Source organism: Bacillus sp. JUb11, from assembly GCF_024807925.1.
GTDB lineage: Bacteria > Bacillota > Bacilli > Bacillales > Bacillaceae > Bacillus > Bacillus altitudinis.
In genome coordinates, this window is sequence record NZ_JANUEZ010000006.1 from 231882 (window position 1) to 257429 (window position 25548).

At 40.7% G+C, this 25548-nt stretch carries 32 protein-coding genes; 8 read left to right on the top strand and 24 right to left on the bottom strand.

Going from position 1 to position 25548, the window contains the following annotated elements:
- Positions 1–103: 103 nt before the first annotated feature.
- The 3 genes from M2369_RS13200 to cgeC all read right to left on the bottom strand — a co-directional run bounded on the left by M2369_RS13200 (position 104) and on the right by cgeC (position 3271).
- The gene (locus tag M2369_RS13200; RefSeq protein WP_024718563.1) at positions 104–1480 is read right to left on the bottom strand and encodes a sigma-54 interaction domain-containing protein; all 1377 of its coding nucleotides are present in this window, start codon (positions 1478–1480) and stop codon (positions 104–106) included.
- Between the two features lie 156 nt (positions 1481–1636).
- Complete coding sequence (locus M2369_RS13205) at positions 1637–2932, bottom strand: glycosyltransferase family 2 protein (protein ID WP_178896924.1); 1296 nt, start codon at positions 2930–2932, stop codon at positions 1637–1639.
- An 18-nt stretch (positions 2933–2950) separates the two neighbouring features.
- Complete coding sequence (gene cgeC / locus M2369_RS13210; protein WP_007500768.1) at positions 2951–3271, bottom strand: spore maturation protein CgeC; 321 nt, start codon at positions 3269–3271, stop codon at positions 2951–2953.
- A gap of 208 nt (positions 3272–3479) precedes the next feature.
- On the opposite strand from cgeC, the gene M2369_RS13215 reads away from it, so the two are divergent.
- Positions 3480–3881 (top strand): hypothetical protein, encoded by a 402-nt coding sequence (locus M2369_RS13215; RefSeq protein WP_007500770.1) that lies wholly within the window; start codon positions 3480–3482, stop codon positions 3879–3881.
- Positions 3882–4064: 183 nt separating this feature from the next.
- Complete coding sequence (locus M2369_RS13220) at positions 4065–4859, top strand: CgeB family protein (protein WP_259254532.1); 795 nt, start codon at positions 4065–4067, stop codon at positions 4857–4859.
- A 28-nt stretch (positions 4860–4887) separates the two neighbouring features.
- Here M2369_RS13220 and M2369_RS13225 read toward each other — a convergent pair whose 3' ends face one another.
- A complete protein-coding gene (locus M2369_RS13225) occupies positions 4888–5610 on the bottom strand; it encodes an acylneuraminate cytidylyltransferase family protein (RefSeq protein WP_259254533.1) in 723 nt (240 codons plus the stop codon).
- 254 nt (positions 5611–5864) lie between these two features.
- On the opposite strand from M2369_RS13225, the gene M2369_RS13230 reads away from it, so the two are divergent.
- Positions 5865–6893: an SDR family NAD(P)-dependent oxidoreductase gene (locus M2369_RS13230; protein ID WP_072368232.1), complete on the top strand. Its 1029-nt coding sequence runs from the start codon at positions 5865–5867 to the stop codon at positions 6891–6893.
- 53 nt (positions 6894–6946) lie between these two features.
- Here M2369_RS13230 and msrB read toward each other — a convergent pair whose 3' ends face one another.
- Positions 6947–7378, bottom strand: coding sequence for a peptide-methionine (R)-S-oxide reductase MsrB (gene msrB / locus M2369_RS13235; RefSeq protein WP_007500777.1), 432 nt, complete (start codon positions 7376–7378; stop codon positions 6947–6949).
- Positions 7378–7911, bottom strand: coding sequence for a peptide-methionine (S)-S-oxide reductase MsrA (gene msrA / locus M2369_RS13240; RefSeq protein ID WP_017367464.1), 534 nt, complete (start codon positions 7909–7911; stop codon positions 7378–7380). Before msrA ends, msrB begins: the two co-directional genes overlap by 1 nt.
- Before the next feature lie 138 nt (positions 7912–8049).
- Here msrA and M2369_RS13245 point away from each other — a divergent pair, with 138 nt between their 5' ends.
- The 3 genes from M2369_RS13245 to M2369_RS13255 all read left to right on the top strand — a co-directional run bounded on the left by M2369_RS13245 (position 8050) and on the right by M2369_RS13255 (position 9580).
- Positions 8050–8481, top strand: coding sequence for a MarR family transcriptional regulator (locus M2369_RS13245; RefSeq protein ID WP_007500780.1), 432 nt, complete (start codon positions 8050–8052; stop codon positions 8479–8481).
- A 52-nt stretch (positions 8482–8533) separates the two neighbouring features.
- Positions 8534–8794: a hypothetical protein gene (locus M2369_RS13250; RefSeq protein ID WP_024718558.1), complete on the top strand. Its 261-nt coding sequence runs from the start codon at positions 8534–8536 to the stop codon at positions 8792–8794.
- 117 nt (positions 8795–8911) lie between these two features.
- Positions 8912–9580, top strand: coding sequence for a DUF4397 domain-containing protein (locus tag M2369_RS13255; protein WP_024718557.1), 669 nt, complete (start codon positions 8912–8914; stop codon positions 9578–9580).
- A 188-nt stretch (positions 9581–9768) separates the two neighbouring features.
- Here the strand turns inward: M2369_RS13255 and ypmT are convergent, their stop codons facing one another.
- The 7 genes from ypmT to ilvA all read right to left on the bottom strand — a co-directional run bounded on the left by ypmT (position 9769) and on the right by ilvA (position 14597).
- On the bottom strand, positions 9769–9966 hold the full coding sequence (ypmT, locus tag M2369_RS13260; RefSeq protein ID WP_008346409.1) for a protein YpmT: 198 nt from the start codon (positions 9964–9966) through the stop codon (positions 9769–9771).
- Between the two features lie 24 nt (positions 9967–9990).
- The gene (locus tag M2369_RS13265; protein ID WP_259254537.1) at positions 9991–10557 is read right to left on the bottom strand and encodes a YpmS family protein; all 567 of its coding nucleotides are present in this window, start codon (positions 10555–10557) and stop codon (positions 9991–9993) included.
- A gap of 9 nt (positions 10558–10566) precedes the next feature.
- On the bottom strand, positions 10567–11328 hold the full coding sequence (locus tag M2369_RS13270) for an SGNH/GDSL hydrolase family protein (protein WP_234925057.1): 762 nt from the start codon (positions 11326–11328) through the stop codon (positions 10567–10569).
- A gap of 69 nt (positions 11329–11397) precedes the next feature.
- On the bottom strand, positions 11398–11988 hold the full coding sequence (locus M2369_RS13275; RefSeq protein ID WP_007500791.1) for a cytochrome c oxidase assembly protein: 591 nt from the start codon (positions 11986–11988) through the stop codon (positions 11398–11400).
- Between the two features lie 22 nt (positions 11989–12010).
- A complete protein-coding gene (locus M2369_RS13280) occupies positions 12011–12853 on the bottom strand; it encodes a DegV family protein (protein WP_259254538.1) in 843 nt (280 codons plus the stop codon).
- A gap of 187 nt (positions 12854–13040) precedes the next feature.
- On the bottom strand, positions 13041–13292 hold the full coding sequence (locus tag M2369_RS13285; RefSeq protein WP_008346400.1) for a YpmP family protein: 252 nt from the start codon (positions 13290–13292) through the stop codon (positions 13041–13043).
- A 36-nt stretch (positions 13293–13328) separates the two neighbouring features.
- Positions 13329–14597: a threonine ammonia-lyase IlvA gene (ilvA, locus tag M2369_RS13290; RefSeq protein ID WP_045035067.1), complete on the bottom strand. Its 1269-nt coding sequence runs from the start codon at positions 14595–14597 to the stop codon at positions 13329–13331.
- 180 nt (positions 14598–14777) lie between these two features.
- Here ilvA and M2369_RS13295 point away from each other — a divergent pair, with 180 nt between their 5' ends.
- Positions 14778–15746 (top strand): sigma 54-interacting transcriptional regulator, encoded by a 969-nt coding sequence (locus M2369_RS13295; RefSeq protein ID WP_259254543.1) that lies wholly within the window; start codon positions 14778–14780, stop codon positions 15744–15746.
- 13 nt (positions 15747–15759) lie between these two features.
- Positions 15760–16395, top strand: coding sequence for a PAQR family membrane homeostasis protein TrhA (trhA, locus tag M2369_RS13300; protein WP_039165595.1), 636 nt, complete (start codon positions 15760–15762; stop codon positions 16393–16395).
- A gap of 38 nt (positions 16396–16433) precedes the next feature.
- On the opposite strand, the gene M2369_RS13305 is transcribed toward trhA, so the two are convergent.
- The 11 genes from M2369_RS13305 to M2369_RS13355 all read right to left on the bottom strand — a co-directional run bounded on the left by M2369_RS13305 (position 16434) and on the right by M2369_RS13355 (position 25533).
- On the bottom strand, positions 16434–17057 hold the full coding sequence (locus M2369_RS13305; RefSeq protein WP_035703293.1) for a lysophospholipid acyltransferase family protein: 624 nt from the start codon (positions 17055–17057) through the stop codon (positions 16434–16436).
- A gap of 19 nt (positions 17058–17076) precedes the next feature.
- A complete protein-coding gene (folA, locus tag M2369_RS13310) occupies positions 17077–17565 on the bottom strand; it encodes a type 3 dihydrofolate reductase (RefSeq protein WP_024718553.1) in 489 nt (162 codons plus the stop codon).
- Positions 17562–18356 carry a thymidylate synthase gene (locus M2369_RS13315; RefSeq protein ID WP_017367468.1) on the bottom strand — a complete coding sequence of 265 codons (795 nt, stop codon included), beginning with the start codon at positions 18354–18356 and terminating at the stop codon, positions 17562–17564. Before M2369_RS13315 ends, folA begins: the two co-directional genes overlap by 4 nt.
- Before the next feature lie 102 nt (positions 18357–18458).
- On the bottom strand, positions 18459–18986 hold the full coding sequence (locus M2369_RS13320; protein ID WP_008346387.1) for a phosphatidylglycerophosphatase A family protein: 528 nt from the start codon (positions 18984–18986) through the stop codon (positions 18459–18461).
- Positions 18987–19004: 18 nt separating this feature from the next.
- On the bottom strand, positions 19005–19622 hold the full coding sequence (locus M2369_RS13325; RefSeq protein WP_039165603.1) for a YpjP family protein: 618 nt from the start codon (positions 19620–19622) through the stop codon (positions 19005–19007).
- Between the two features lie 266 nt (positions 19623–19888).
- On the bottom strand, positions 19889–20686 hold the full coding sequence (locus M2369_RS13330; protein ID WP_259254555.1) for a class I SAM-dependent methyltransferase: 798 nt from the start codon (positions 20684–20686) through the stop codon (positions 19889–19891).
- 65 nt (positions 20687–20751) lie between these two features.
- Entirely contained in the window at positions 20752–21186 is a 435-nt protein-coding gene (locus M2369_RS13335) for a BrxA/BrxB family bacilliredoxin (protein ID WP_008346384.1), read from the bottom strand.
- Between the two features lie 81 nt (positions 21187–21267).
- Positions 21268–22944, bottom strand: a complete 1677-nt coding sequence (gene ilvD / locus M2369_RS13340) for a dihydroxy-acid dehydratase (protein ID WP_007500822.1) — start codon at positions 22942–22944, stop codon at positions 21268–21270.
- A gap of 310 nt (positions 22945–23254) precedes the next feature.
- Positions 23255–24394 carry a conserved virulence factor C family protein gene (locus tag M2369_RS13345; protein WP_017367471.1) on the bottom strand — a complete coding sequence of 380 codons (1140 nt, stop codon included), beginning with the start codon at positions 24392–24394 and terminating at the stop codon, positions 23255–23257.
- A 30-nt stretch (positions 24395–24424) separates the two neighbouring features.
- Entirely contained in the window at positions 24425–25048 is a 624-nt protein-coding gene (locus tag M2369_RS13350; protein WP_259254561.1) for an HD domain-containing protein, read from the bottom strand.
- 2 nt (positions 25049–25050) lie between these two features.
- Positions 25051–25533: a glutathione peroxidase gene (locus M2369_RS13355; RefSeq protein WP_007500827.1), complete on the bottom strand. Its 483-nt coding sequence runs from the start codon at positions 25531–25533 to the stop codon at positions 25051–25053.
- Positions 25534–25548: the final 15 nt, after the last annotated feature.

The window sequence follows — 25548 nt, forward strand, 5'->3', positions numbered from 1 at the left end:
ATCAGCATTCACTTTATACTATGCAAGTTATGTGCCAACATGGGAAAATGCCCCTATTCTTTACAAAAGGAGCTTTTCCGTCACATTCACCTGTTTGAAGTGCCTACTTTTCGGCATCTGTATATTTTTTTAGTTTATACTGCAATGTTTGTCGAGGAATTTTTAAAGCGGCTGCTGTTTGCTTAATATTCCCTGCGTGCTGTCTTAAAGCTTCTTGAATCAGCGTTTGTTCAAATGACGTCACTTGACTTTTTAATGAGGACTCTGGCGGATGACTTTCTATCTGATGCGTCCGCAAATGGGCAGGGAGATATGCTGGGGTGATTTCTTCTGCTTCCTTTGGCATCATCAAGACGGCATGCTCGATCGTATGTTTTAATTCTCTCACATTCCCTGGCCACTGATGGGCCATAAATACTTGGACGGTTTCTTCAGAAAGGCGGTTGACGTTTTTAGAAAATTGCTGATGATACGTTTGAATAAAGTGGCGGGATAACAGCTGGATATCATGCTTCCTTGTGCGAAGCGGCGGGATATGAAATGATGACACATGCAGTCTATAAAATAAGTCTTCTCTTAACATTTGTTTTTTAACGGCTTCAAATGGGTCGATATTGAGGGCAGTAATCACTCTGACATTTACTTGAACCGCCTTTGCATCACCTATCCGGCGGACAACACCATCCTCTAACACACGCAGTAATTTTGTTTGAAGCGTAAGCGGCATCGCTTGCAGCTCATCAAGAAAAAGCGTACCGCCATCTGCTAACTCAAACAGCCCCTTGCGATCTATTGCGCCCGTATAACTTCCTTTGACAGACCCGAATAACAGACTTTCAAGCAGCGATTCTGGAAGAGCGGCGCAGTTTTGCGGGATAAAGACTTGATCTTTCCGATCAGATGCATGAACAATCGCTTGTACGAGTACCTCTTTTCCTGTCCCAGTTTCCCCGAAGACCATAACCGATGAAGGATATGCAGCAGCTTTTTTCGCTTTCTCCAGCATCTCTTTTAAGTGTGGATCATTTGTTAAAAATGAAGAAAAATCGAGCATTTGAGTGGTCTCTGCGGCACCATCCGTTCGTTTTTTTTGATCTAAACGATTCGAAAGCGCCGACAGCTTCGACACATCCTTCGCTACTTCTACCGCCCCAATTAACTTACTGCCTTCCATAATGGGCAGTGTGGTGTTGACGGTCTCAATTTTTTCTCCATTTTTATTCAAATAGGTTTGCAACGAATGATAAATGGGTTTTCCTGTTCTAAGTACATGCATGAGTGTACTTGTCTTTTCAGTTAATGAAGGATACACATCCAGTATGTACTTGCCAATCACCTCTTCTTTCGCTAAACAGTCGAACTTCGCTGCATTATGATTATAAAAGATGGTGACCCCTTGATCGTCTACAACGTGAATCGCTTCATCGATGGCTTCTAAAATTAATTCAAACCAATCCGCTCTTTCGACAACCTTCCCCACTATTTCCCCCTCACTTTCTATGCCGAAAATCCGGCACTGTATTGCCCAATTTTCAGCGGCTTGATGATATTCAACGTGTTCCCCTATCCTTTTCACGTTTCGCTTTTTCCTGTCGATCTCCTGCTTTTTTCGTCAATTCTAAAAAAAGCACCCCTCTTAGGAGGAGTGCTTTCGCCCTGACGTTTGATAAAGAGACAAGTCAAATTCCTGAAGAGACTCCATATACAGCGGCACAATTGGCTTTCCTTCTTGAAAAAATGCAAATTGAGAAGGTTGTAGTTTGATTGGCTGATGGTAAAACGCAAATATTTTCACTACCTCGGGGACAATTCGGCAAAAGGTATCATGCACAAATAAATAGACATCTTGTTTCCATTTAAACAGCCGTCTATTTGGCGGGCTGAATATAGGAGATACTTGAATGATCTTGCCATCCTTAAACGTCTCCAGCTGCTGTTTTGTGACCGTGTATATCTCCTTTTGATGAAACTGAAAATATTGCACATCACGTCTTGAAGCAAACCGTCTTTTTGTCTGATGTTCAATATAATAAAATGTTCTGCCGTTATCTGCGGTGACGACTGTATAATTTGGGACTGTCAGCGGCTCGTTCATTTCATATTTCATCGTACATAAGGAAGGAACACGAATCGCACGCCTGTTCTTTTCATTCACCCAGCGCTTGTCAATGCGATGAAGATATCCGCTAGCGATTTGATAATAAGCGCCTTCTCTTTCAATCACAGCTCCGTCAATTAAATCGTAGGGCATACTCGCAAACATATGATGGAATGATTGTGGCGTTTTATATGTGGTATCAAGTACTTCTTGTAATGGAAAGAACGCAGCAAAATGATTCAGTCTCATCCAAAACACAGAGTCAGCATGATGCCAATGTTTTGGTTCGTCGGCCCAGTATTGTCCGTATTTTTCATGAATAAGCGAAAGCAGCCGGCTTCTATGCATAACAGAGCAATGGTCGACTTGAAAGGATGCATGCTCCAACACTTGATCTGCTTCTCGAACGAAGCTCGCCGTTTCCACCAAATGCTGATTCACATGCACGACACGCTGCGAGGAATAGACGATATCTATGTGAGGCTTCGATTGAAAAACCTCGACCATTTTCTCTAAACGATCTTTTCTGTAGACTGTATCATCAGTTACATAACAAACCAGCTCACCTGTTATACGTGTTAATGCTTCATTAATTAGCGTTGCATAACGTACAGTCTTCAGCCGGTTTGCAGGATGAATTTGATGAGAATACAATTGAATGCGTTTATCCACTAAATAAGGCTGCATCTTTTGGATCGTTTCTTGTTCAGAGCCATCATCCATGATCAAAAGCTCCCAATGCTGATACGTTTGTTCTACCACACTCTTTAGCACACGTTCAATGAAATCAGGTTTGTTGTAGCTTGTTAATATCACTGATACTTTCATGACCATTATCCTTTTTTAAATAGATTAAAAAGCCCCCCAGCTGACAATGTTCACATAAGGAACACTTACTCTTAGCTGATTTGTCGCATTTTTAAAGACTGCTACTGAGTCAAACAATTGTACGACAACCACGTTTTGCAGCACATCTCCATTGACTAAATGAACACGCGGCAGCGGAATGCCGAGCTCAAGCCACGGGCGCAGCAATTCTTTAATCTCTGACGCACTCCCTTCCTCACTTTCCTCTAAAAGATGAAGAAGAAGTATAATCAACACAACTTCAAGTATTCCTTCTGTTTCTAGTAATTCTTCGTTCCAGCCATTTAATAGTTGTTCAAATTCCATTCAGATTCCCTCTTTCTTCTCGTTTGATCTTTACTAGAGTATGAGGATCACTTCATTTAGCATCAGCATTTGAAAACATTTTTCAAAAATGTGTGAAGTCATTAAATGAAAAAAAGAACAAGGAATGAGCATTCTGCTTATACCAAAAAAAGAGAACGGCATATACATAGTGGTGTGTTTGAATGGATGAAGAAAGGATGGGGAAAACATGAGCGAAAAGCGTGCCGAATTAAAAAAAGAGCTATTAAAGCTGTTTTTCAAACCGCTTAGTCATGCGTTAACAGTTAATCTCGAAGAAGGAGGAGTTCAAGTGGAAGAAAAATTGAACGATTTATTTAGTGAGGTAGCTGCTGAAGCATCACCTTCAGATTCTGCTACAACACTCGACGTATCTCAACCAGCAAGATGGATTTTCGCAAGACTTGCACCTGGAACAGTCATTAGCATTGTCATGGACTCAGGTGACTTAATCGGACCCGTTCAATTCGTATCATTCGATGCTTCAACAGGTGTTGTTTTCGTCACACAAGAAAGCTCTGTGACACCTACGGGCTCTGCAACGACTCTATTAGATGTAGATAAAGTAGAAAGTGTTACGTTCACATCTTAATGTGAGAGGGCCATCATGAAGCTTCTTTATATCAGCTCTGGCTACGGTGGAATCTATCGGATGTTCGATCAATGGATAGAAGATAGCTTCATTGATTCCCCCTTTTCATGCGTCAAGGTGGAAAGGGAAACTCTACCCGCTCATATGCACAAAATCCGGACATTTTCTCCGGATTTTGTTTTCATGATGATCGGTGATCATATTCCAACAGAACTGCTTCATCAATTCAAACAAGAAAAGATCCCCGTTGTACTGTGGATGACAGAAGACCCTTTTTATATAGATGTGTCAGCTGCATGTGTAAGTGATGCACAGCTGATCTTAACGATTGACGAAGGTGCTTTGTCATTTTACAAACAACTGGGCGCTGATCACACGCACTACTTTCCCATTCCAACCAATACACACGTATTTCAGAAAAAAAAATCACCACATGAGTCGTGCATCTATGACATTGCACTCATTGGCTACCCTTATCCAAACCGCATCAAAGCCATCAATACACTCTTACATCAAAACAAATGGCGCATTCTCGTAGCAGGAAAAGAGTGGCATCGCGTGTTGAATAAATCACGCAGACGATATCGTGATCTCTCACTGATGACCCACTGGCTGAGTCCCGAGCAGATGGCAGACATCTATCAAACATCAGCCATTGTTCTGAATCCGCACAGGCCCGCGCAATTTGCCTATAATCAAAACAAAGCCAATGTTCAAAATATGAGCCTCAACAACAGAGCATTTGATATCGCTGCAAGCGGAGGCTTTCAGTTGACAGATCTACAACCGTCACAGGCATTTTCAAGCTTCGCTTTTTACACACATGAAAACGATTTGATTAAGCAGGTCGAGCACTATGTAACAAACCCTCAACAAAGACAATCGGTTGCAGAGAACAATTACGAGCAAGTCGTTCGCTGGAACACATTTGATACGCTGCCTTACAGACTTTATGAAATAGTCAAAAGCGCCCTATGACCGGGCGCTTTTTCTAATTGCCATCATCTTATGCCGTTCCTTCTGCATCTTGCCGAGCCAATAAATTCTTCTCTGCCTTTTTCCGATCTTCCTCACTTTTCACAACAAGCGATTGCGCATGATCCATCATATATGCACCAACAGATCCTTCTAAAAAGGAATGAATGCATTCTTTTGCATATGGAACATGAAACGCATAGACAGCTCCATTTAAACGTCCATACGTATAAGGGTGCTCCTGAGTTGGTACAAAAAAATAATGATTGTCCTTATACAGGCTGGCTTCATTGGTGTCATGAAGTGTCCAAGTTTCATTTGGATTTTCTAACGCCTCTGTAAAAGAAGCCGCACAATCATATCCCCCCTCTACTAGAAGCTGCAAGCAGTTCTCAATATCTGCCGTCTGCCTTAGTGGTGATGCTGGATGCAAATACAAAACAATATCAAACGTCTTTCCCTCTCGTTCTAAATAAGCAAGTGCATGCTTCACAGCTACTAAAGAAGGTGTTTGTTCCGTCACATGTGTGCTTGGCAGTTCAATCACATTTGCTCCATAGTGGGACGAAATGATTTGAGTATTCACATCCTCTGAAGATACGATGACTTCATCTAATTCAATCATTTGTAATAATGGCTGAATGGTCCAATAGATCAGCGGCCGCTCCGCCAATACGCGAATGTGTTCAGCATGATGTTCCTGCTTGCTGCTAAAAGCTGGTATCATAGCTAAAATACGATTTCCCCTATACATGTATGATCTTCTCCCCTCGCGCAGCTCAGTATCAGAGAATAAATTCTGAGAGCTGAACTGATCACCGTACTGAAGTTCTTCAGGTGCCTCGCTATTCTACTTAATCTTCTATCTCTACATATTCTATTAAGTCGTCAAGCAGATGGTTATAATTGGTTCACCTAATTTATGCATGAAGTGGTTCTTTTCCTCAAACGTCTTCCACTCTTTCACATATGATGCAAAGTAGAGAAATGAGAGTTGGGGGATTAGATATGTCCAAACAAATAGAAACGAGTTTGAAGACCTTTTTTCGTGACAAAATCATCTTGGTCACAGGCGGTACGGGTTCGATTGGCCGGCAGATTGTGAAAAAATTAACAGCCTGCTCTCCTAAAAAGGTCATTGTCTTCAGTAAAGATGACAGTAAACAATACATGATGAAAAATGAATATGCGGCAAATCCAGAGGTTGTATTTGCACTTGGAGATGTGAGGGATGCCAGCCGCGTCAGGCAGCTTGCCAAAGGGGTAGATATCATCTTCCATGCAGCTGCACTCAAACAAGTACCCACCTGCGAAGATAATCCGTTTGAAGCTGTCCAAACCAACATCATCGGCGGACAGCATGTCATTGAAGCAGCACTTGAACATGAAGTTAGTCATGTTGTCAACATTTCAACCGACAAAGCGGTTTCTCCGACAAATGCCATGGGAGCTACAAAATTAATTTCAGAAAAATTGTTTTTTCAAGCGAATGAAAGTATTTCAAATCAGAAAACGAGGTTTTGCTCTGTCCGGTTTGGCAATGTGCTTGGATCAAGGGGTTCCGTCATCCCCATCATGCTTCAACAGTTGTTAAATGAACAACCTCTAACTGTAACTGATCCTAAGATGACACGCTTTTTTATGTCTATCGAAGAAGCTGTATCTCTCACGCTTGAAGCAGCTATCATGATGAAAGGCGGCGAAACATTCATCCTCAAGATGGAGTCATTACAGCTGGCTGATCTATTGAAAGCATTTCATGAATATGCCGGTCTGATCAATGTTCCTTCTCCTGATATTCTCGTTGTCGGAAAAAGACCTGGAGAAAAACTTCACGAGGAGCTCACATTCCCTCACGAGGCAGATGCACTGTTTGAACATGAACAATTTTATGCCATTTTACCAAGACCACATCTTCACCCTCATTTTCAAAAAGTTCATTTGACCCATTACACATCAAACGAAGCACCGCTCATTACAAAAGAGAAACTGTTTCACATCATTGAACAATTACATCATACCCACCATAAAAAATAAAAAAATCGTCACACGGAAGCAGCTGACTTCCATGTGACGATTTTTAAAATCAATTATTGAAAGATGTGTTTCAAATGACCATAGCCTTCTTTTTCAAGATCATCCTTCGGGATAAACTTTAAAGCGGCAGAATTAATACAATACCTTAGACCGTTTGGCCCTGGGCCGTCAGGGAATACATGACCAAGGTGAGAGTCGGCCGTCTTACTGCGAACTTCAGTCCGCACCATGCCATGGCTCGTATCTACTTTCTCTTCTACCTCTTGATCTTCAATCGGCTTTGTAAAACTTGGCCAGCCGCAATGGGCATCAAATTTATCTAAAGAAGAAAACAATGGCTTGCCTGAAATGATATCTACATAAATGCCCTCTTCCTTATGATCCCAAAATTCATTTTGAAATGGCGGCTCAGTGCCATTATTTTGCGTCACTTCGTACTGCATTCGGTTTAATTCTTTGATGCGCTGCTCTTTTTCGTTAGCCATTATTTATCACTCCAATGAGATTGAATAAAACCTGCTCTGCCCGAACCGACATGGTATCGTTCGTAGTGCATTTTGTTCTTTTTATAATAATGCTGATGATATTCCTCAGCAGGATAAAAAGGACCAGCTTCTAAAATTTCTGTCACGATTGGCTTTTGGAAAATTCCGCTTTGGCTCAGCTGCTCTTTTGATGTTTCTGCAAGTTGCCTTTGTTTTTCATTGTGGACATAAATCCCTGTACGGTAGGACTCTCCTCTATCACCAAATTGTCCTCCATCATCTGTTGGGTCTATTTGCTGCCAATATAGTTCTAATAGCTTCTCATACGGAAAAACGTCTGGATCAAAGGTAATTTGAACGGCTTCTCTATGGCCTGTCGTATTTGTACATACTTCTTCATAGGTTGGATTCACTGTATGTCCGCCAGTATACCCTGATTCAACTTTGATAATGCCTGGCTGTTCATCAAAAGGTTTAACCATACACCAGAAACAGCCTCCAGCAAATGTGGCTAATTCTTGTTTTTCAGACATATTAGTGCCCCCTTCATTTAAAAAATGGTATCATCATATTATAACATGATAAAAAATAATGAAAATGATACGACTTGTATACCTAAAAACAAATGAAAGCATTCTGTCGTATCTTAAAATATAATGGGGGTTTAATGATTGGAACAAAGAAAACAAATGATGTATGAAATGGATACTTTACTGAGAACCGTATTTAAGCAAATACGTTATGAAATTAACAGCTTGCTTGAAAACGAATTATCTCGGAATGAATTTCTCATTTTAAATCTGCTGCGTGAACAAGGCGCAAAAAAAGTAACGGAATTCGCCTCAATTCTCGGTGTATCAGCAAGCCATATTACAGCTGTAACCGACACGCTTGTAGAAAAAGGCTGGATCACTCGTATCCGTTCAAAAGAGGATCGACGCATCATCAAAATCCACTTAACCGATAAGGGTAAGGAAATTACTGAGCATTTTGAGAAAAAGAAAACAGAATACTTCATGGAACGATTTGAATCATTTGATGATGAAGAACTGAAAACGATGATCAAATTATTTAAAAAGCTGGATAAAAGTCAAAAGGATTAAGCATAGATTTTAGCGTGGAGGACATGCTACGGATAAAAAGGTGGAATGAACCATGACAAGTCCATATCTTTGTCCGAACTGCAAAACCAACAGAACGCGTTTTAATCTCATCGAGCAGCATTCAGAACCTGTGAAACTTGATCCAGCAACTGGAGCTATTGTCGAAACATATGAAGGAGATCAGCTTTCTCCTTTTCACATGGACTATCAAGGACCGAAAATCAAAGTCCAGTGCGGCGTTTGCGGATTAATCGAGGATGAAAAAACGTTCATTAAGTTGGCTGAATATCATCAATATTCATCTCCTTCTTAATACGAGAGCCTGACACTTTTTGTCAGGCTTTTTTCTATGTTTCTTTTGCCTATACAGATCGTCCCTTTCTTGCATACGCTACAAAAAACACATTGCAGAGAAAGAAGGGATAAAGACGTGCAGCAGCTCTACGAGATGAATCAATTTCTATATCGTCCATTAGCTACCTTTCCCCCATACCATCCGAGAAACACCATTTCCAAAGCTGTTATTCGATTATTTCACGCTGCACCGGATTTAAGTGAGCTTGCTGTATTTGTAAATCAGCAGCCAATCCAAAAAAAGCTGCCATACGGTCAGCTGTCTGCTTATATGGAATGGGATGAGGGTGTTTATGAGATAGAAGTATTCAAGCTGGCTACAAAAGAAAGAATTCTTTCTTCTCGTATGATGATTAATGGAAACGAGACTTACACGCTATGTATCACAGGAGCTCGTACCGGCTTTGCGCTGCTCACAGAAAAGCAAGACTCGCTGATTAAGCAAGAAGAGCTATCAGCACTCACGTTTATCCAGCTGTCACCAGACCTCCCTTTCATTGATATATATGAACGAGATCAAGGCATGTTATCAAAGGAACTCGGATATGTGAACGGCACCCAAACCCACCACTTCTCTCCGAATAAGTATCACTTTGAATTAAAAGCTGCCGGTACTCAAAGTGTACTGCTTGATATTCCGAAAGTTCACCTGCAAACAAAGCGGGCCTATCTTATTTTACTTCATGGATTTGCAAACGGAGAGCCAGAGCTAATGGCAAAAGTCGTCTTGTCTCACCAAATGTAAAAAGAGCCTTTCCAAATGGAAAAGGCTCTCAGCGTGTAGACAAAGCCTCGCATTCGGTGTCAGTCCTGCGTGCCGGTGCTCACGAATGTCACATTCACTATGCGCCGGTACTCGTCCTTCCTAGAATGCAAAGGTTTTCTATTCCGCTGAAAAGAAGACAAATAGCCTTTCCAAATGGAAAAGGCTATTTACGAGACATCTTCAGCTTTTTCTTGTTTTTGAAAATCAAAAGCAAGAATCATGGTACCTAAAAATAATGCACAATAGGCGATATTTAAGTAAAACTGGTCGATATTTTCTGCTTTTAAATGAGAGGCAGCTGTCATGCCAAAGTATGCAGCAAATAAGAGCGACAGTAAACTAAAATATTGATAGACTCGCTTCATAGTTTCACTCCTGACTTACACGTTCTATTGCTTTGGATGATAATATGAGAATTCAATTTCATCATTCTCAAGATCAATTTTGTTCGCTTTGACATACATATCATTCGTCAGCGGCATTTCTGAAAGGCGCACTTCCACCGTTTTTTGGTCTGGTTTCACATGAACGAAATCAGGCAGTTCATAGAATTGACCCATGTAGCTTAAAACAAAACTGATTGGGATGCTTAATTGTCCAATTGAAAAGTCATCTACTTTCAGTAGAACATCCCCATTATCTTCAACAGATGGTGTAAATGATACATTTGCATTAATCGTTGAAGAAAAAGCTTTGATTGCACCTGTTACTTTCACATCTTGGTCAATCGCAACATGAAAGTCGGGCATATCGCTTGATCCTTGGTTTTTCAAATAATCATTGACAAAGCTGGTAAGCGACTCTTTTGAACTAGAAATGTTAAAAGCATACTCGCTGTTCACTTCTTTTTTCGAAGCGGATTGATCGCTCGGCAGCAGCATAAAAATACCGCATACAAGAACAATCAATAGATTAAGTGACAGTAAAATAAAAAATAAACTCTTCCATTTTTTCATCTTTTCACCCTATTCCTTCGGCAGTCCTTCTTTTTTCACTTCTGAGAATAAACGATTTGCCATAAGAGAGTACCCCTTTTGGTTTGGGTGGAAATCATCATCTGCCAGTAATTTTTCATCTTTATCATCTTCAAATAAATCTGCTACATCGATCATATCAGCATTGCCGTCTTTTTTTAGTTCTTTTTCGGCAACAGCATTCCAGTCTTTGACGACCTCATCAATGTCTCTCAGCTCAGACAAGCTGAACTTAAAAGGATTGTACATACTGACATACATGATCTTTGCATGGTCATTATGCTCTCTTAATTGAGCAAGAATGGTCTTAAAACGCTCTTCAAAAGGACCTTGCTCTTTTTGAAAAGGAGCAAATGTCAAGTTGAGCACATTTTGACGGACGACATGCATTAAGTCATTTCCGCCGATCGTAAAGAAAATATAATCAGCGTCTTTCAGTCCATCCTGCACTTTTTTTTCTTTTAATCTTTTTAATAAATCTACCGTTCTACTGCCTTTAATGGCATAGTTTTTTAATGTAACAGACTGTACACCGTCCACCGCTTCTATCTTGTCACGGGTGATGCCGGCATACCCTTTTTTATTTTGATCTCCGATTCCTTCTGTTAAGGAATCTCCAACCGCTGCGATCGTAATATGTTCTTTTACGTTTTGTGTGTCTTCTAGTTTATCCTTTATGCCAGCCTCTTGCGCGGAACATGCAGAAAGAACAAAAGCTAGAGACATCACAATCAAAATCAAACGAGCCTTCAAACGATGATGTCCCTCCTTTTTCTGATTAAAAAAGTGTATCATGTTTTCGCTCATTTGAACATCCTTATACTAGCTTCGATTCAGTGTTTTGATGTCCTTGATGATTTCATCATATGGCGTATTTTGAACACCATCATAGTTTTTCATCACTTTTCCTTCTTGATCAACGAGGAAAAACAGAGATTGGTGTATCACTTGGTCTTCGTCTTCAGGTTTTTTCACAATCGTCTTAAAGCTTTTCATTGCAAATTTTTCAATCGCTGACTGCGAGTAACCAGTGAGAAAATCCCAATTTTTAAAGGATAATGGATATGCTTTTGCAAATTCCTTTAGCTTTTTCGGTGAATCCACCTCTGGGTCGACGCTAAATGAAATGATGTGCGCATCCAATTTTTCTTCTTTTAACCGTTTTTGTAGCTCTGTCATATGTGCGGTCATCGGCGGGCAAATCGTTTCACAGCTTGTGAAAATAAAATCTGCCACCCAGACTTTCCCCTTTAAATCGTCGAGCGACACCTTTTGACCATCCTGGTTTTGATACTCAAACGGCTGGATTTGATAATTTAATGCATCCTTGATTTGTCCATTTGAACATGAGACTAAAAGAAGCACGCTTATGATCGTAAGCGCACCAAATAAGGCTCCCCTTTTTGTATACATGACAATTACATCCCCTTTTCAATCAATCGGTATAAAAAGTAAAGCCTATAGCGCCCTTACCAGTATGACAGGAAATAATCGGTGTTGTATAAGCGATGTCAACTAGTGCATCAGGTGTGTGATCAAGCAGTGCTGCTTTAAGCTTTTCTGCAAGTTCTAATGCGTCTGCATGTGCAATCCCAATGGCCTGAACGGTTTTCCCTTTCACCGCCTGTACATACTGTTTTGTCAAATAGCGGACAAGAGCGGAGTAACTTCTCACATTCGCTTCTGGTGTGTATATGCCGTCTGTTAAGCTGGCAATTGGTTTAATATGAAGAAGTGAACCGATCAGCGCCTTTCCTCTTCCAATTCGTCCACCTTTCACGAGATTTTCTAATGTATCGATTGTGACAAATAGCTTTGTTTTAAGACGAATTTTGTCCATTTCTTTGAGGATGTCATCACGGCTTGCCCCTTTTTTTGCAAGCTCTGCTGCTTTGGTGACTTGAAACCCTAAACCATAGGAAATAAAATTCGAATCGATGACAGTGATATGTCCGTCTACCATTTTAGAAGCGCTTTCAGCAGTTTGAACCGTACCACTCATCCCACCAGTTAAATGGATACTAATGACTTCGCTTCCATCTGCCGTCAGTTTTTCATATAATTCGACGAATTGACCGATGGCAGGTTGAGACGTTTTCGGCAGTTCAGCAGCGGCCTCCATTTTTTCAATAAATTCATCTGGCTGTATGTTCACTCGGTCAATATAATCAACCCCAGAAATGGAGATATTGAGCGGAATGACATGAATGGAAAGATCATTGATTTTTTCTTGCGGAAGGTCCACAGTTGAATCTGTTACAATTTTAATTTGTTTCACTATCGTCTCATCCTTGCTGTCTTAGTCTTTACATATGATATTACCTTATTTCGTGCATACTTGAAAACAACTGTCAGAACGTTTTTGAAATTGTCACATTTTCTTCTTTTCATGTAAAAAATCCTTGCCAAGATGAGTAGCCGCCATTTGAAAATGGCCGCTCACTCTCTTTGGCAAAGATTCCAATTTACGCATTGTGTTTTAGTGTAGGCTCTTGGTAGATCTGTTCATATGTGCTCCACTTGACGTTACGTTTCACATCCTCCCTGAAAGAGTACACATGCCTCTTTCCCTTAGATACATAGACTTTTTTCAAGAAAGCTTCAAGTCTAAAGGTGAGCATGAAACCATAGGATTCATCTCCCTTTAAAACAGGGACTTCTGTTACCTTGATCTGAGCTCCATCCATCCGTCTAAAACATATTGTTTTGAGCAGCACAAACGATCAATCCTCTTTTCCAATTATCTGTTAAGCCTAAATAAATAGGTGGAATAAATCTTGATCTTTATTCACTTCAACATAGTGGAAGCCTTTTTTATTCATTCGGTCAATCAGCGCTGCATAGTCATCTCTTTCTTTCAATTCGATCCCAACAAGCGCAGGTCCTTTGCTTCGGTTATTCTTTTTCGTATATTCAAAGCGTGAGATATCATCATTTGGCCCTAACACTTCATCTAAAAATTCCCTGAGAGCACCTGCTCTTTGCGGAAAATTAACGATGAAATAATGCTGGAGTCCTTCATAAATCATGGAGCGTTCTTTGATTTCTTGCATTCGGCCAATGTCATTATTACCTCCGCTGACAATACAAACGACATTTTTCCCTTTAATCTCCTCACGATGTGCATCTAAAGCCGCGATCGGTAACGCACCCGCTGGCTCAGCTACAATTGCACATTGATTATACAGCTCTAAAATGGTTGTACATACTTTTCCTTCTGGTACAAGACTAATCTTATCGACAACAGACTGAAGCGATGTAAACGTCTTTTCGCCAATCCGCTGAACCGCTGCTCCGTCTACAAACTTATCTATTGAATCAAGTGTGACAACCTCCCCTTTCTCGTGGGAAGCATGAAGTGAGGCGGCACCAAGCGGCTCGACTGCAATAATTTCTGTTTCTGGTGCGATATTTTTAATATACGTGCCAACGCCAGATAACAAACCTCCGCCCCCAACACTTGCAAATAAAAAGTGAGGCTCCACTTCGATATCATTTAATATTTCTACAGCAGTTGTTCCTTGTCCTGCCATGACATCTAAATCATCAAATGGATGGATAAATTCCCGCTTTTCCTTATCTCCGCATTTGACTGCTTCATGATACGAATCATCAAAGGTATCTCCGGTTAAGATAATGTCAACATATTCTTTTCCGAAAAGCTCCACTTGCGATACTTTTTGCCTTGGTGTGGTAGCAGGCATAAAGATTTTCCCGTGGATACCTAAATATTTGCAAGAATAGGCAACACCTTGTGCGTGATTTCCTGCACTGGCACAAACAATGCCATTTTCTAGTTTTTCTTTTGGCAACTGGCTCATTTTATTAAAAGCGCCTCTTAATTTAAAAGAACGAACAACTTGCAGGTCCTCTCTTTTTAAGTAGACATTACATTCATATCGTTCAGAAAGTCGCTCATTTTTTTGAAGTGGTGTATGAATCACTACATCCTTCAAATTTTGATGGGCTTTTAAGATGTCTTTCACTTGAATTAGCGTGTTTTCTTTGAGCAACGGTTTCATGTACAAGATCCTTTCTCTTTAACCTTATTTAATTTGTCATTATAACATGAATATTCAAAAAATAAACCAATAGATCATGGATCGGAGATAAATTTCATGAACTTTTTCGTTTTTCTATACATTTGTTCTAATTGGGTGTTATAATAAAACCAATTAGAACCAAAAGAAAGGAATCGCTCGATGACCACACATCCGTTTGCTAATATATATGGAGAACACCAAGATATAAAACACGCCATTCATTTGGCAAAACAATTCACGAAAAACGATCAGCCTGTGTTGATCACAGGTGAAATTGGAACAGGCAAATCACGCTTTGCACAAGAAATGGCCCATTCATTTGCTGCGCAGGCTTCGATGAAATATATCTATTGCCCCATTGTAGATGAAGTGACTTTGCAGGAAGCATTTACTCATGCGGCAAATCATGTGCTTTATTTAGACGAAGTCAGCGCATTTAGTATTCCTATGCAGCATCAGGTCATTCGTTTTCTCGAAGTTTCTCCTGCAACAAAAATTATTGCTTCTTCGTCTTTATCATTAGAGGCGATGAGCGTTTCGTCCAGTTTTTTACCTGAGCTGTTTTATCGGCTCAATGTGCTTCATATCCCTCTCCCGCCTTTAGAAGATCGAAAAACAGATATTCCTATTTTAACCGCTGCTTTCTTTCAAGAACTGAACATGACGCCTGATATCGACTCAAGTGTGTGGGAAGTCTTACAGCAATATTCGTTTGAAGGGAATGTCCAGGAGCTCAAAAATATCGTTCATTATGCAGCCGCGATTCTCGAAGGGCAAACAGTTTTCTTGCATCACTTGCCACCTTTTGTATTATTACCTCAACAAACAGCTGGTAAAGGAAAAAAAGAAGAACACCAGCTCACGCTTATGGAGAAACAAGAATTTGTTTTCTTACTCGAAGCCATTAAGTCTCTAAATGAAAAAGGAGAAGCAGCCAGCAGACGTATCTTGTCTGAGTTAAGCAAACAAGGCGACATCCCACTGACCCCTCAGCAAGTCAGGAGTCGATTAGATGATCTTGAGAAAAAAGCCTATGTGACGAAAGGGAAAGGCAGAGCTGGAACGAAGATTACACTTGAAGGTCTCTCATTTCTGAAGTCGCTTGATGGTTATATACCGGTTCAATAAAGGAGGACATCCATTGTTTACTGTAAAAGAAGAAATTGCCAACGCAATTACACATGGCATTGGCGTCATTTTATCCATTCCCGCCATTGTTTTTCTCGTTTTATTCGCTGTTCAATACGGCACTGTCACTGACATTATTAGCTTTTCGATATTTGGCGCGTCGATGCTGCTGCTTTATTTAAGCTCTACTTTGCTTCATAGTATTCGGCACAAAAAAACAAAAGATGTATTTGAAATCCTTGACCACTCTGCGATTTATGTATTGATTGCTGGTACATATACGCCATTTTTGCTTGGCCCATTAAAAGGCGCACTTGGCTATACTCTTCTTGCAATCGTATGGGCGCTTGCTGCAGGCGGTATCGTTTTTAAAATCTTTTTCGTCAAACGGTTTATCATTGTATCCACCCTTGTTTATTTATTAATGGGCTGGATGATTATCATCGCAATTAAACCTCTGTACGTTCAATTAACAGGAGCTGGATTCAGCCTCTTACTATTAGGCGGTATTTTGTATTCAGTCGGAACGATCTTTTATATTTGGCGGAAAATTCCCTATCATCATGCGATTTGGCACAGCTTTGTTCTCGGCGGAAGTGCATCCATGTTCTTCTGCATTCTATTTTATTGCGTCAACATCCCAGCATGATCAAAAAACCAGCATCTACATTCGGATGCTGGTTTTTTCTATGCGCGCTTTTGTGCGTAATCACTCATCTTGACCGGTGCTTTTATATGGATATCGACATTAACTGGACGAAGTCTTTTGACGATCTTCCCTGTTAAAAGACGGTCTGTGCCGCTTGTTTCAACCGGAACAAGTGAGCAGTTACATTCTTCAGCAAGCGTTTCTGCCATGACACGATACTGTTCAGAAAGCAACAGACTCTGGCCAGATAGAACTCTTTCTCTTGCTTCTTCTAATAACGCCTCATCAGATTGATTCTGCTTGATCACCGCCATCTTCTTCAACCATTGTTTTAAGATGGGATAGCGAAACAGATGCGGTTTTGCCATAAAAGCAAATGGCTTCTCTAAGTGACCAATCAGCAATGTCGTCGTCACTGGATGATGTGCTTCTGTGACATAAATAACAGGACCATCTGGCAGCTTTTTTTGCTGATGAATGGTCATGACCGATCCTGATTGATCAATACACCCTCTGGCAAACCTTTTTGCATGCTCATGGATGAGATGCATTCGTTTCGTATAGGAAATGCGTGGATCCGTTAATTCATGATCATACAAATGCCTTATACTTTTAAAAAAGGATACAACAACATAAATCGTTAAAAACCAATAACGAAACAACCGTACTCCTCCTACTCACTTATCCTTCTTTTCTGTCATAGACGACAAATTCATAATTGTAGGGGTTCTTTTCGTCACGATGGCCTTTTTCACGTGATACAACCGTCCAATTCTCTTCATCGTAATAAGGGAAGAAACGGTCGCCTTCAAATGAATGATGGATGTGCGTGATATATAGACGATCTGCGTATGGCATCATTTCCTCATACAGCTTAGACCCGCCAATGATCAATAATTCTTCCTCGGTCTTCGCAATGGTTAAAATATCATCGATTGAATGAACTACCTCGCATCCTTCAGCTTGAAAAGAAGAACTTGTGGTTAACACGATATTCCGGCGGTTAGGCAGTGCTCGTCCAATTGATTCAAACGTTTTTCTGCCCATGACAATGGTATGGCCACTTGTGACTTTTTTAAAATACGCTAAATCAGCGGGTAAATGCCAAGGCATTTGATTATCTTTGCCAATGACTCTGTCTTTTCCTGTCGCCACTATCATGGAAATCATACACTGACTTCTCCTTTAATATGCGGATGTGGATCATAGTTCTCGAGCACAAAATCATCAAACGTAAAATCAAAAATACTTTTGACATCTCTAGTGATGCGAAGCTGCGGAAGTGTGCGCTCCTCACGCTCTAACTGCATTTTGACCTGCGGAAGATGATTTTGATAAATATGAGCATCTCCTAGCGTATGAATAAACTCTCCTGGCTCAAGGTTTGTCACTTTGGCAATCATCATCGTTAGAAGTGCATACGAAGCAATATTGAAAGGCACACCTAAAAAGATATCTGCCGAACGTTGATAGAGCTGGCACGATAATTTACCGTTTGATACATAAAATTGAAACAAGCAATGACAAGGAGGCAGCGCCATCTGATCAATTTCTCCTGGATTCCACGCACTGACAATCAATCTTCTCGAATTAGGATGATTCTCTATATCATGGATCAGCTTGCTGATCTGATCTACTGTCTCTCCGTCTCCACTCGCCCATGATCTCCACTGCGCACCATACACACGCCCTAGCTCTCCATTTTCATCTGCCCATTCATTCCAAATACGGACACCATTTTCTTGAAGATATTTGACATTTGTATCACCTTTTAAAAACCACAGTAACTCATGAATGATTGATTTCAGGTGTAATTTCTTTGTTGTTAATAAAGGAAACCCTTCCTGTAAATCAAATCTCATTTGGTAACCGAACGTGCTGATAGTGCCTGTTCCTGTTCTGTCACCTTTTTCATCCCCGTGCTGTAATACATGACGGCATAACTCTTTGTATTGTTTCATTTTTTTCATCCTTTATTTATGTTCTTGTTGTAGTTTACCTTATTTCTGCTTTTGTTGAAACCAAAAAACATGTCTGCAAGATGAGCAGACATGTTTTTCTTTTTATGCTTGATTCACTCGATCCTGCTCTTCGTCCTTAATATCTTGGTGTGAGTGAGCTATGCGACTTGCTGCTGCAGCCGCAAGCGCAGCGACAAGGTCATCGAGGAAGGTGTGTACTTCACCAGGACGACCTTCATCTAATTCTCTAATGATACCAAATTTCTCTTTGTCTAGATAACCGAAGTTGGTCAAACCGATTGATCCATATACATTGACAATGGAGAGCGGAATAATCTCATCAATTCCATATAGCGGTTCATCTGTTTCAACTAAATGCTGCAAAGGTTCTGGCAAAAGTTTTTTTTCTGCCAGCTGATCAAGAGCAAGTCCTGTCAAAACTGCGTGGACAATTTCCCTTTTATTCAGCACTTTTTCAACATTTTCAATGCAGACACTAAGTGGAAGATTTGGGTTGTATTTCTCTTGGAGTTTCAGCACAATGTGTGCAATATCTTCTATTTTCACTCCACGCTCGTTTAACATCTGTTTTGTAATGCGAACCATTTCGTTCATTGTATACTTTTTCAATTGGCATGACATCTCCTTCTAGTGGCTCATCCAGCTCGGCGGGGTGTTTTTATCCCAGTAAATATTACCGAGTTCATGATGCGTCTGGAATCCATCTTCTGCTGTATGGTAGTGAAAGTTAAACCAATATCCGCTGTGAGGCGGCTGATCTCTCCTGACATGAAAACGAAGCAAATCTTCTCCAGTCTTTCTATTATAAATGTGGAAGATTTTTTCCCCATTTCCGCTTGAAGGCTGATCAGTTAAAACAACATCTTGAAATTTTTCGTCATCTTTGAAATTTGTTAAAAAGTCGGTTAACACTTGTTCAATTTTTGGTTGAATCTCTTCTCTATACTCGTCCTCAATGACAGGTGTGATTTTACGACCAAATTTGAGAAAGGATTGGTTTTCTGCACTTGATAGAACCTCTTGCTTATATTGCTCAAAGGGGTCTACCCGCTCTTTGTTGTCTTCTTGCGAAAATTCCCAGCTGCGCGTATCATCTGATGTATCATAAACTGCTGTATAAGGTGATTTATCAGATGAAGAAAGTTCAGATGGCTTGTCTGTCATCAAAGCTGATGGAGGAGAGATTAAACCAAAAGTCGCAATCGTAAAGAGTACAACAAGCGTTTTTCTCATCCACATTTTCATGATATCTAATTCCTTCCATAAGTTATCATACTGCTATTCTAGCATATAATGAATTTTCAGTCATTCAATTTGGTCATTGAGTTGAGACTTTCTTTTTCATGATAAAACGTTTACAATGACAGTAACGACGACTAAAATTTGGGAGGAATGGATATGCTTGAAGGGTTTTTCATCACAGCTTCCTTGCTGACGTTATTTTATTTTGTCTATATGGAGATCACCGATTAAAAGCCCTGAAATAGGGCTTTTTTAATTGTTAAGAGTGATTAAAGTTTTGTTGATTTGTCTTCTTCTATTGAGATATATCCGTAATGGAATTGGGCGGTTTTACGTTTCATCACCTGAAATTGATAGGAATCAGTGGTAAATCGTGTGCTTTTCCAATGATCTTTTAAAACCACTCTTTTTCTAGCCACTCTCATTGCTTCTTTCACAGCGGTTTCATGGTCAAAATGATGCTCAGCTGCATGACGAAGCGGCATCATACTAGCAGACTCTTGTATGGTTTCTTCAAACATTGGGTCAAAATAGACGATATCATAGGATCGATCAGGGAGCTTCTTTAACTGCTCAATACTATCCCCGCTGATGACAGATATCCGTTTCATCGCTTCGTCTGCCTCTTTCACACCCGTTTCCCATGTGCTGAGTCCTTCTCGAACAAGCAATGCCGTCATTGGATTTTTTTCAATACCGGCCACTTTTCCATTGGCTCCTGTAGCGCAGCTTGCGGTAATCGCATCAGATCCTAAGCCAAGCGTACAATCTAAAAAGGAATCGCCCGGCTTTAATTGTGCTGCTTCTATTAATGGATCTTTTTCCCCTCGCAGAACCCGCTTCACCCTAAACATCGCTGAGCTTGGATGGAAAAAGAACTTTTCACCATTTGGCTGATACCATTCAAATCGTTCTTTCCCAACAACCAGTACATGCCCCCGCTTGATCGCAAGCTGTTTGACAGATTGTTTGCGCCGCTCGATATACTCACCATGCAAGTCCTTTGCGAGGGCCTTTGCCGTTTCAATTGTTTGTTCATTTGCTCTAAAGCTTGTTGTAATGAGCATGTCGTTCCTCCATCATAATCAAGAAAAAATGCCCTGATGGATCACAGGACATTTCAACATTTGTATTAGCAATGTTTTTCAAATGCAGATAAGACGTTCTTCATAATATCTTCCATTTCATGACCTTCAATTTCGTCACGCGGGATAAAGTGAACGAGTTCATTTCCTTTTAAAAGTGCCATAGATGGAGAAGATGGCTCCTCACCTGTGAAGTATTCTCTCATTTTAGCCGTTGCTTCCCGGTCCTGACCAGCAAAGACCGTCACCATTCGATCTGGTGCTTTTTCTGCTTTCATGACAGCTTGAGTAGCAGCAGGGCGTGCTAAACCGGCAGCACATCCGCATACGGAATTGACGACAACAAATGTTGTTCCTTCTGCTTCCTGCATCGTTTTTTCTACTTCTTCTTCAGTCGTCAATTCTTGAAACCCTGCACTTGTCAGTTCTTGGCGCATTGGTACGACGAGCTGACGCATATATTCTTCATATGCCATTGACATAAAAAAGCCCCCTCTATAATCCTTATGTTGTGAATAAAGGATACTATAGAGAGAGCCAATTTTCAAATGTTCAATTTCACATTAAATTTTCATGATTCCGCCTGTATTGGCTGATGTCACAAGTTTTGAGTATCTGGCAAGGTAACCTGTTTTTACTTTTGGCTCAAAGCCTTTCCAGTTTGCTTTTCTTTTTTCCCATTCTTCTTCCGGGACATCTACGCTTAAAATGCGTTTTTCGATATCGACAACGACATGATCACCATTTTCAACAAAGGCAAGCGGGCCACCTTCTGCTGCCTCTGGAGAGACGTGTCCAATAGACAATCCGCGAGAAGCACCGGAGAATCGTCCGTCTGTAATTAAAGCAACCTTTGGACCAAGTCCCATTCCAACAATTTGTGAAGTTGGTGCAAGCATTTCAGGCATGCCTGGACCGCCTTTAGGTCCTTCATAACGAATAATGACAACATGTCCTGCTTCTACTTTTCGATTAATGATTCCTTCAAGTGCTTCCTCTTGGGATTCAAATACGATCGCAGGTCCTTCATGACGCGTAATGCCGTCTTGTACACCGCCTGTTTTAATGATCGCTCCATCTGGCGCAAGGTTTCCAAATAAAACGGCTAAACCGCCCTTTTCAGTAAATGGCTTGTCAATTGGATAAATGACGTTATAATCTTTTACCTCATGCCCCGCGATGTTCTCGCCTAACGTTTTCGCTGTGACGGTCATGGTATCTAAATGAAGAGCCCCCTCTTTTTTGGACAATTCATTTAGTGCAGCGGTCACTCCGCCAGCTTCATGTAAATCTTCAATATAAACATCTGAAGCAGGAGCAAGTTTCGATAAATGAGGCACTCGTTCTGCGACTTCATTGATACGCTCAAGTGAATATTCAACACCTGCTTCATTTGCAATCGCCAATGTATGAAGAACTGTATTTGTTGAACCACCAAGTGCCATATCTAAAGCAAATGCGTTATCAATCGCTTTTTCGGTGACAATATCACGTGGTTTAATGTCTTTTTTGATTAGCTCCATCAATTGTTTTGCTGACTTCTTCGCAAATTCTCTTCGTTCTGGTGAAGTCGCCAAAATGGTTCCATTTCCAGGAAGAGCAATCCCTAGCGCCTCTGCTAAACAGTTCATTGAGTTTGCTGTAAACATACCAGAGCAAGATCCGCATGTAGGACAGCCAAATTGCTCTAATTCGTTTAATTCCTCTTCATTAATTTTCCCTGATTGGTATGCGCCTACGCCTTCAAAGACAGAAGAAAGAGAAATTTTTCTGCCATCACTTGTTCTCCCAGCTTCCATCGGTCCACCACTGACAAATACCGTTGGGATATTCACACGCATGGCAGCCATCATCATACCTGGCGTGATTTTATCACAGTTCGGAATACAAACCATGCCATCAAACCAGTGCGCCGACACCACGGTCTCTACTGAATCAGCAATGATTTCACGGCTTGGCAATGAATATCTCATCCCAATATGCCCCATCGCAATACCATCATCTACCCCAATTGTATTGAATTCAAATGGAACACCGCCAGCTTCACGAATGGCTTCTTTCACAATTTTCCCGAATTCCTGAAGATGGACATGCCCTGGGACAATATCAATATAGGAATTACATACGGCAATAAACGGTTTGCCAAAATCCTCATCTTTTACCCCAGCTGCTCTTAGTAAGCTTCGGTGAGGTGCTCTGTCAATTCCTTGTTTAATCATATTACTGCGAAGTTCTGCCATCTGTTTAAAAAGCCTCCTATACTACTAGTCTTGTTGACTGTATGATTTTGAGTTCATTTTATTTTACAAATTTTCTGTTTATTTAGCCACCTATAATAGATAGTGACTGATTTCTCTGCTGAAGCAAGTGCTCAGCAAGGATTGTGTCATAAAATCTGACCTCCAATATTCTATATTGGTACTACTATATAGAGTTTTTTCTCATATTTCAACAATATTCAAAATAATTTTTCTAAAAAAATTTTTCTGCCAATAAAAAAGCCATTTTCAGAAAACAAGTTGCCTTTTATTGGCAGCCCGCTCGTCTTTCTTATGATTCTGATGCATTTTTTCTACTTTCTGTCATTTGCTTCCACACAGAGCCTTTTGCTTCTTCTCCGTGCTCAATTCGTTCGATGGCCATTTTCACTTGAAGACTCACTTCAAATTCAGGGTCCTGCTCCGCTTCTTTTAAAGCTTCTAGTGCTGTTTCGTCACCTTCTTCATAAAGGAACATGGCCGCACGCCAGCGGACAAGCTTACTTGGGTCCTTTAAGGCTTGGATCATCGCTTCAATCGCACTAGGATCACCAAGATCCGAAATACAATCTCCAGCAGTTCTTCTAACCGTCACTGTTTTATCTTCAAGCCCTTTATACAAAATAGGCAAAATGGCTGGATCTTCAATCATGCCAGCATTCACAACAGCTTGTCTGCGAATCGATGTTTTTGGATCCTCCATCGCTTTCATTAAAACAGGTATATCTTTTTTCTCTGGCTGCATTTGCTCTAAATGAGCAAAACGTTTCTTCCAATCTTCATCGCGCAGCATCTCTTCTGTCACATCATATGCTTTTCGGTTCACTTGTTTATCTACAGCCTCTTGACCTTCCTTCACTGCCTCTGTTAAACGGGATAAACGCTCGTCGTCATATGCAGCTTGCAGCTCTTCTGTGACTTCTTGACCGATATCAGCAAATTCTCCAAAACGTACGCCATGTTCTTTCCACACACGTTCAAATACAACATTATCTGAACTGCTTCTTAGCTTTAAAATCGCTGCCTGGAAACGTTCAGGCATTCCAAATCGTTCTTCTCTTTCACCGTCTGTCAGCTTCACCTGCATCGGAATCCCATTAAACATTTGAACAAACACTTTGACTTCTCCAAATGTGTCATCACCTGACTGCGATTCTCCCTGAAGCCCTTCTGTTTCTTGTCCAAAGGCTTCTCTGACTTGCTGTAAAATACCTTGCCAGTCAAATTTCGCATTACGCTCAACCGCTAAGAAATCGGCTACATGGTAAACACCTTTTACACCTTCAATGGTTAAAATGCGCTTAATCATCTCTGGCGCTTCGTCTTTTTGATCTTTTTTGTAGTTATTGCTTTTACCGCCTGCAAGCGCTTCTGTCAAAATGACTTTCATTGTATTCGGGCTTGGCGTTGGTTCTATGGCAGTTATTTTCATCTATACATCCTCCTTACACACATAAAGACCCTACTCATCTGTAAGGCCGCATTCTTCTTTCCATGTCTTAATAAATAGACACATAAACTCATGTCGATCATGAGCCAGCTGCTTTCCAGCACGTGTGTTCATCAAGTCTTTTAATTGAAGCAGCTTTTCTTGCATATGCAAAAGTACTGTGCCTTGATGAGCACCCTCTGTATAGTGAGGCTCCCCTTTTGCACCTGCATATGTAAACACCCTTGCAATTCCGGTTGCACCTATTGCATCCAGTCGATCTGCATCTTGAACAATGGCCCCTTCTAATGTCACTGGCTTATGTTGCATATGCCGGTGACGAAAAGACATCGTTGTAATGATATCCATGATATAGCGAATATCTCGCGTGTCCACTTCCCACAAAAGGAGCTGCTGCTTGAGATCATGCGGTGAAAGCTTCCATTCACTAGACAGCTTGTCATCAATTACATCATGGACAATCGCTGCCATTTCAATGACAAAAAGCGACCCGCCCTCCTGTTGTGCAATATGGACGGCAAGCTGGCGAACACGATTGATATGAGCTTCATCGTGTCCAGTCGGTTCATTCTTTAGCTGTTTTGAAACAAAGGAGGCAGCTGCCTCCAATTGTTCTTGCTGCTTACTCGAATACATGCTTATTTCTCCAAAAGAGCGATAATGGAGCTTTCTAATTCTTTTGGTGGTGTTTTAGGAGAGAATCGTTCAGTCACTTCTCCGTTTTGGTCAACGATAAATTTTGTGAAATTCCATTTCACCGTTTTTGTACCAAGCACACCTTTCGCATGACTCGTTAAGTATTTGAAAAGCGGATGCGCATTGTCACCATTGACATCTACTTTTGCAAACATCGGGAAGGTCACACCATAGTTTAACGAACAGAATTCTTGAATTGCTTCTTCCCCTTCTGGCTCTTGATTCATAAATTGATTGCACGGAAATCCTAAAATTTCAAGGCCCTTTTCATGATATTGATCGTATAACTCTTGTAATTGTTTAAATTGAGGGGTCAGTCCACATTTGCTCGCTGTGTTCACGATGATCAGTACTTTCCCTTTGTAATCTGCCATTGATTTTTCCTGACCGTTAATGGTCTTGACCTGAATATCATAAATTGACATCTCATAGCCTCCTAG

Bases quoted from the DNA above. Each gene is read 5' to 3' on its own strand.
- ilvA (WP_045035067.1), bottom strand. From the start codon at position 14,597: ATGAAACCGTTGCTCAAAGAAAACACGCTAATTCAAGTGAAAGACATC.
- M2369_RS13355 (WP_007500827.1), bottom strand. From the start codon at position 25,533: ATGTCAATTTATGATATTCAGGTCAAGACCATTAACGGTCAGGAAAAA.
- M2369_RS13295 (WP_259254543.1), top strand. From the start codon at position 14,778: ATGACCACACATCCGTTTGCTAATATATATGGAGAACACCAAGATATA.
- M2369_RS13220 (WP_259254532.1), top strand. From the start codon at position 4,065: ATGATGATCGGTGATCATATTCCAACAGAACTGCTTCATCAATTCAAA.
- M2369_RS13315 (WP_017367468.1), bottom strand. From the start codon at position 18,356: ATGAAACAATACAAAGAGTTATGCCGTCATGTATTACAGCACGGGGAT.
- M2369_RS13225 (WP_259254533.1), bottom strand. From the start codon at position 5,610: ATGTATAGGGGAAATCGTATTTTAGCTATGATACCAGCTTTTAGCAGC.
- M2369_RS13205 (WP_178896924.1), bottom strand. From the start codon at position 2,932: ATGGTCATGAAAGTATCAGTGATATTAACAAGCTACAACAAACCTGAT.
- M2369_RS13345 (WP_017367471.1), bottom strand. From the start codon at position 24,394: ATGAAAATAACTGCCATAGAACCAACGCCAAGCCCGAATACAATGAAA.
- M2369_RS13335 (WP_008346384.1), bottom strand. From the start codon at position 21,186: ATGTCAATGGCATATGAAGAATATATGCGTCAGCTCGTCGTACCAATG.
- M2369_RS13350 (WP_259254561.1), bottom strand. From the start codon at position 25,048: ATGTATTCGAGTAAGCAGCAAGAACAATTGGAGGCAGCTGCCTCCTTT.
- ypmT (WP_008346409.1), bottom strand. From the start codon at position 9,966: ATGAAGCGAGTCTATCAATATTTTAGTTTACTGTCGCTCTTATTTGCT.
- ilvD (WP_007500822.1), bottom strand. From the start codon at position 22,944: ATGGCAGAACTTCGCAGTAATATGATTAAACAAGGAATTGACAGAGCA.
- msrB (WP_007500777.1), bottom strand. From the start codon at position 7,378: ATGGCTAACGAAAAAGAGCAGCGCATCAAAGAATTAAACCGAATGCAG.
- msrA (WP_017367464.1), bottom strand. From the start codon at position 7,911: ATGTCTGAAAAACAAGAATTAGCCACATTTGCTGGAGGCTGTTTCTGG.
- M2369_RS13230 (WP_072368232.1), top strand. From the start codon at position 5,865: ATGTCCAAACAAATAGAAACGAGTTTGAAGACCTTTTTTCGTGACAAA.
- M2369_RS13330 (WP_259254555.1), bottom strand. From the start codon at position 20,686: ATGCTCATTACAACAAGCTTTAGAGCAAATGAACAAACAATTGAAACG.
- M2369_RS13265 (WP_259254537.1), bottom strand. From the start codon at position 10,557: ATGAAAAAATGGAAGAGTTTATTTTTTATTTTACTGTCACTTAATCTA.
- folA (WP_024718553.1), bottom strand. From the start codon at position 17,565: ATGATTTCCATGATAGTGGCGACAGGAAAAGACAGAGTCATTGGCAAA.
- M2369_RS13275 (WP_007500791.1), bottom strand. From the start codon at position 11,988: ATGTATACAAAAAGGGGAGCCTTATTTGGTGCGCTTACGATCATAAGC.
- M2369_RS13325 (WP_039165603.1), bottom strand. From the start codon at position 19,622: ATGAAAATGTGGATGAGAAAAACGCTTGTTGTACTCTTTACGATTGCG.
- M2369_RS13215 (WP_007500770.1), top strand. From the start codon at position 3,480: ATGAGCGAAAAGCGTGCCGAATTAAAAAAAGAGCTATTAAAGCTGTTT.
- M2369_RS13250 (WP_024718558.1), top strand. From the start codon at position 8,534: ATGACAAGTCCATATCTTTGTCCGAACTGCAAAACCAACAGAACGCGT.
- cgeC (WP_007500768.1), bottom strand. From the start codon at position 3,271: ATGGAATTTGAACAACTATTAAATGGCTGGAACGAAGAATTACTAGAA.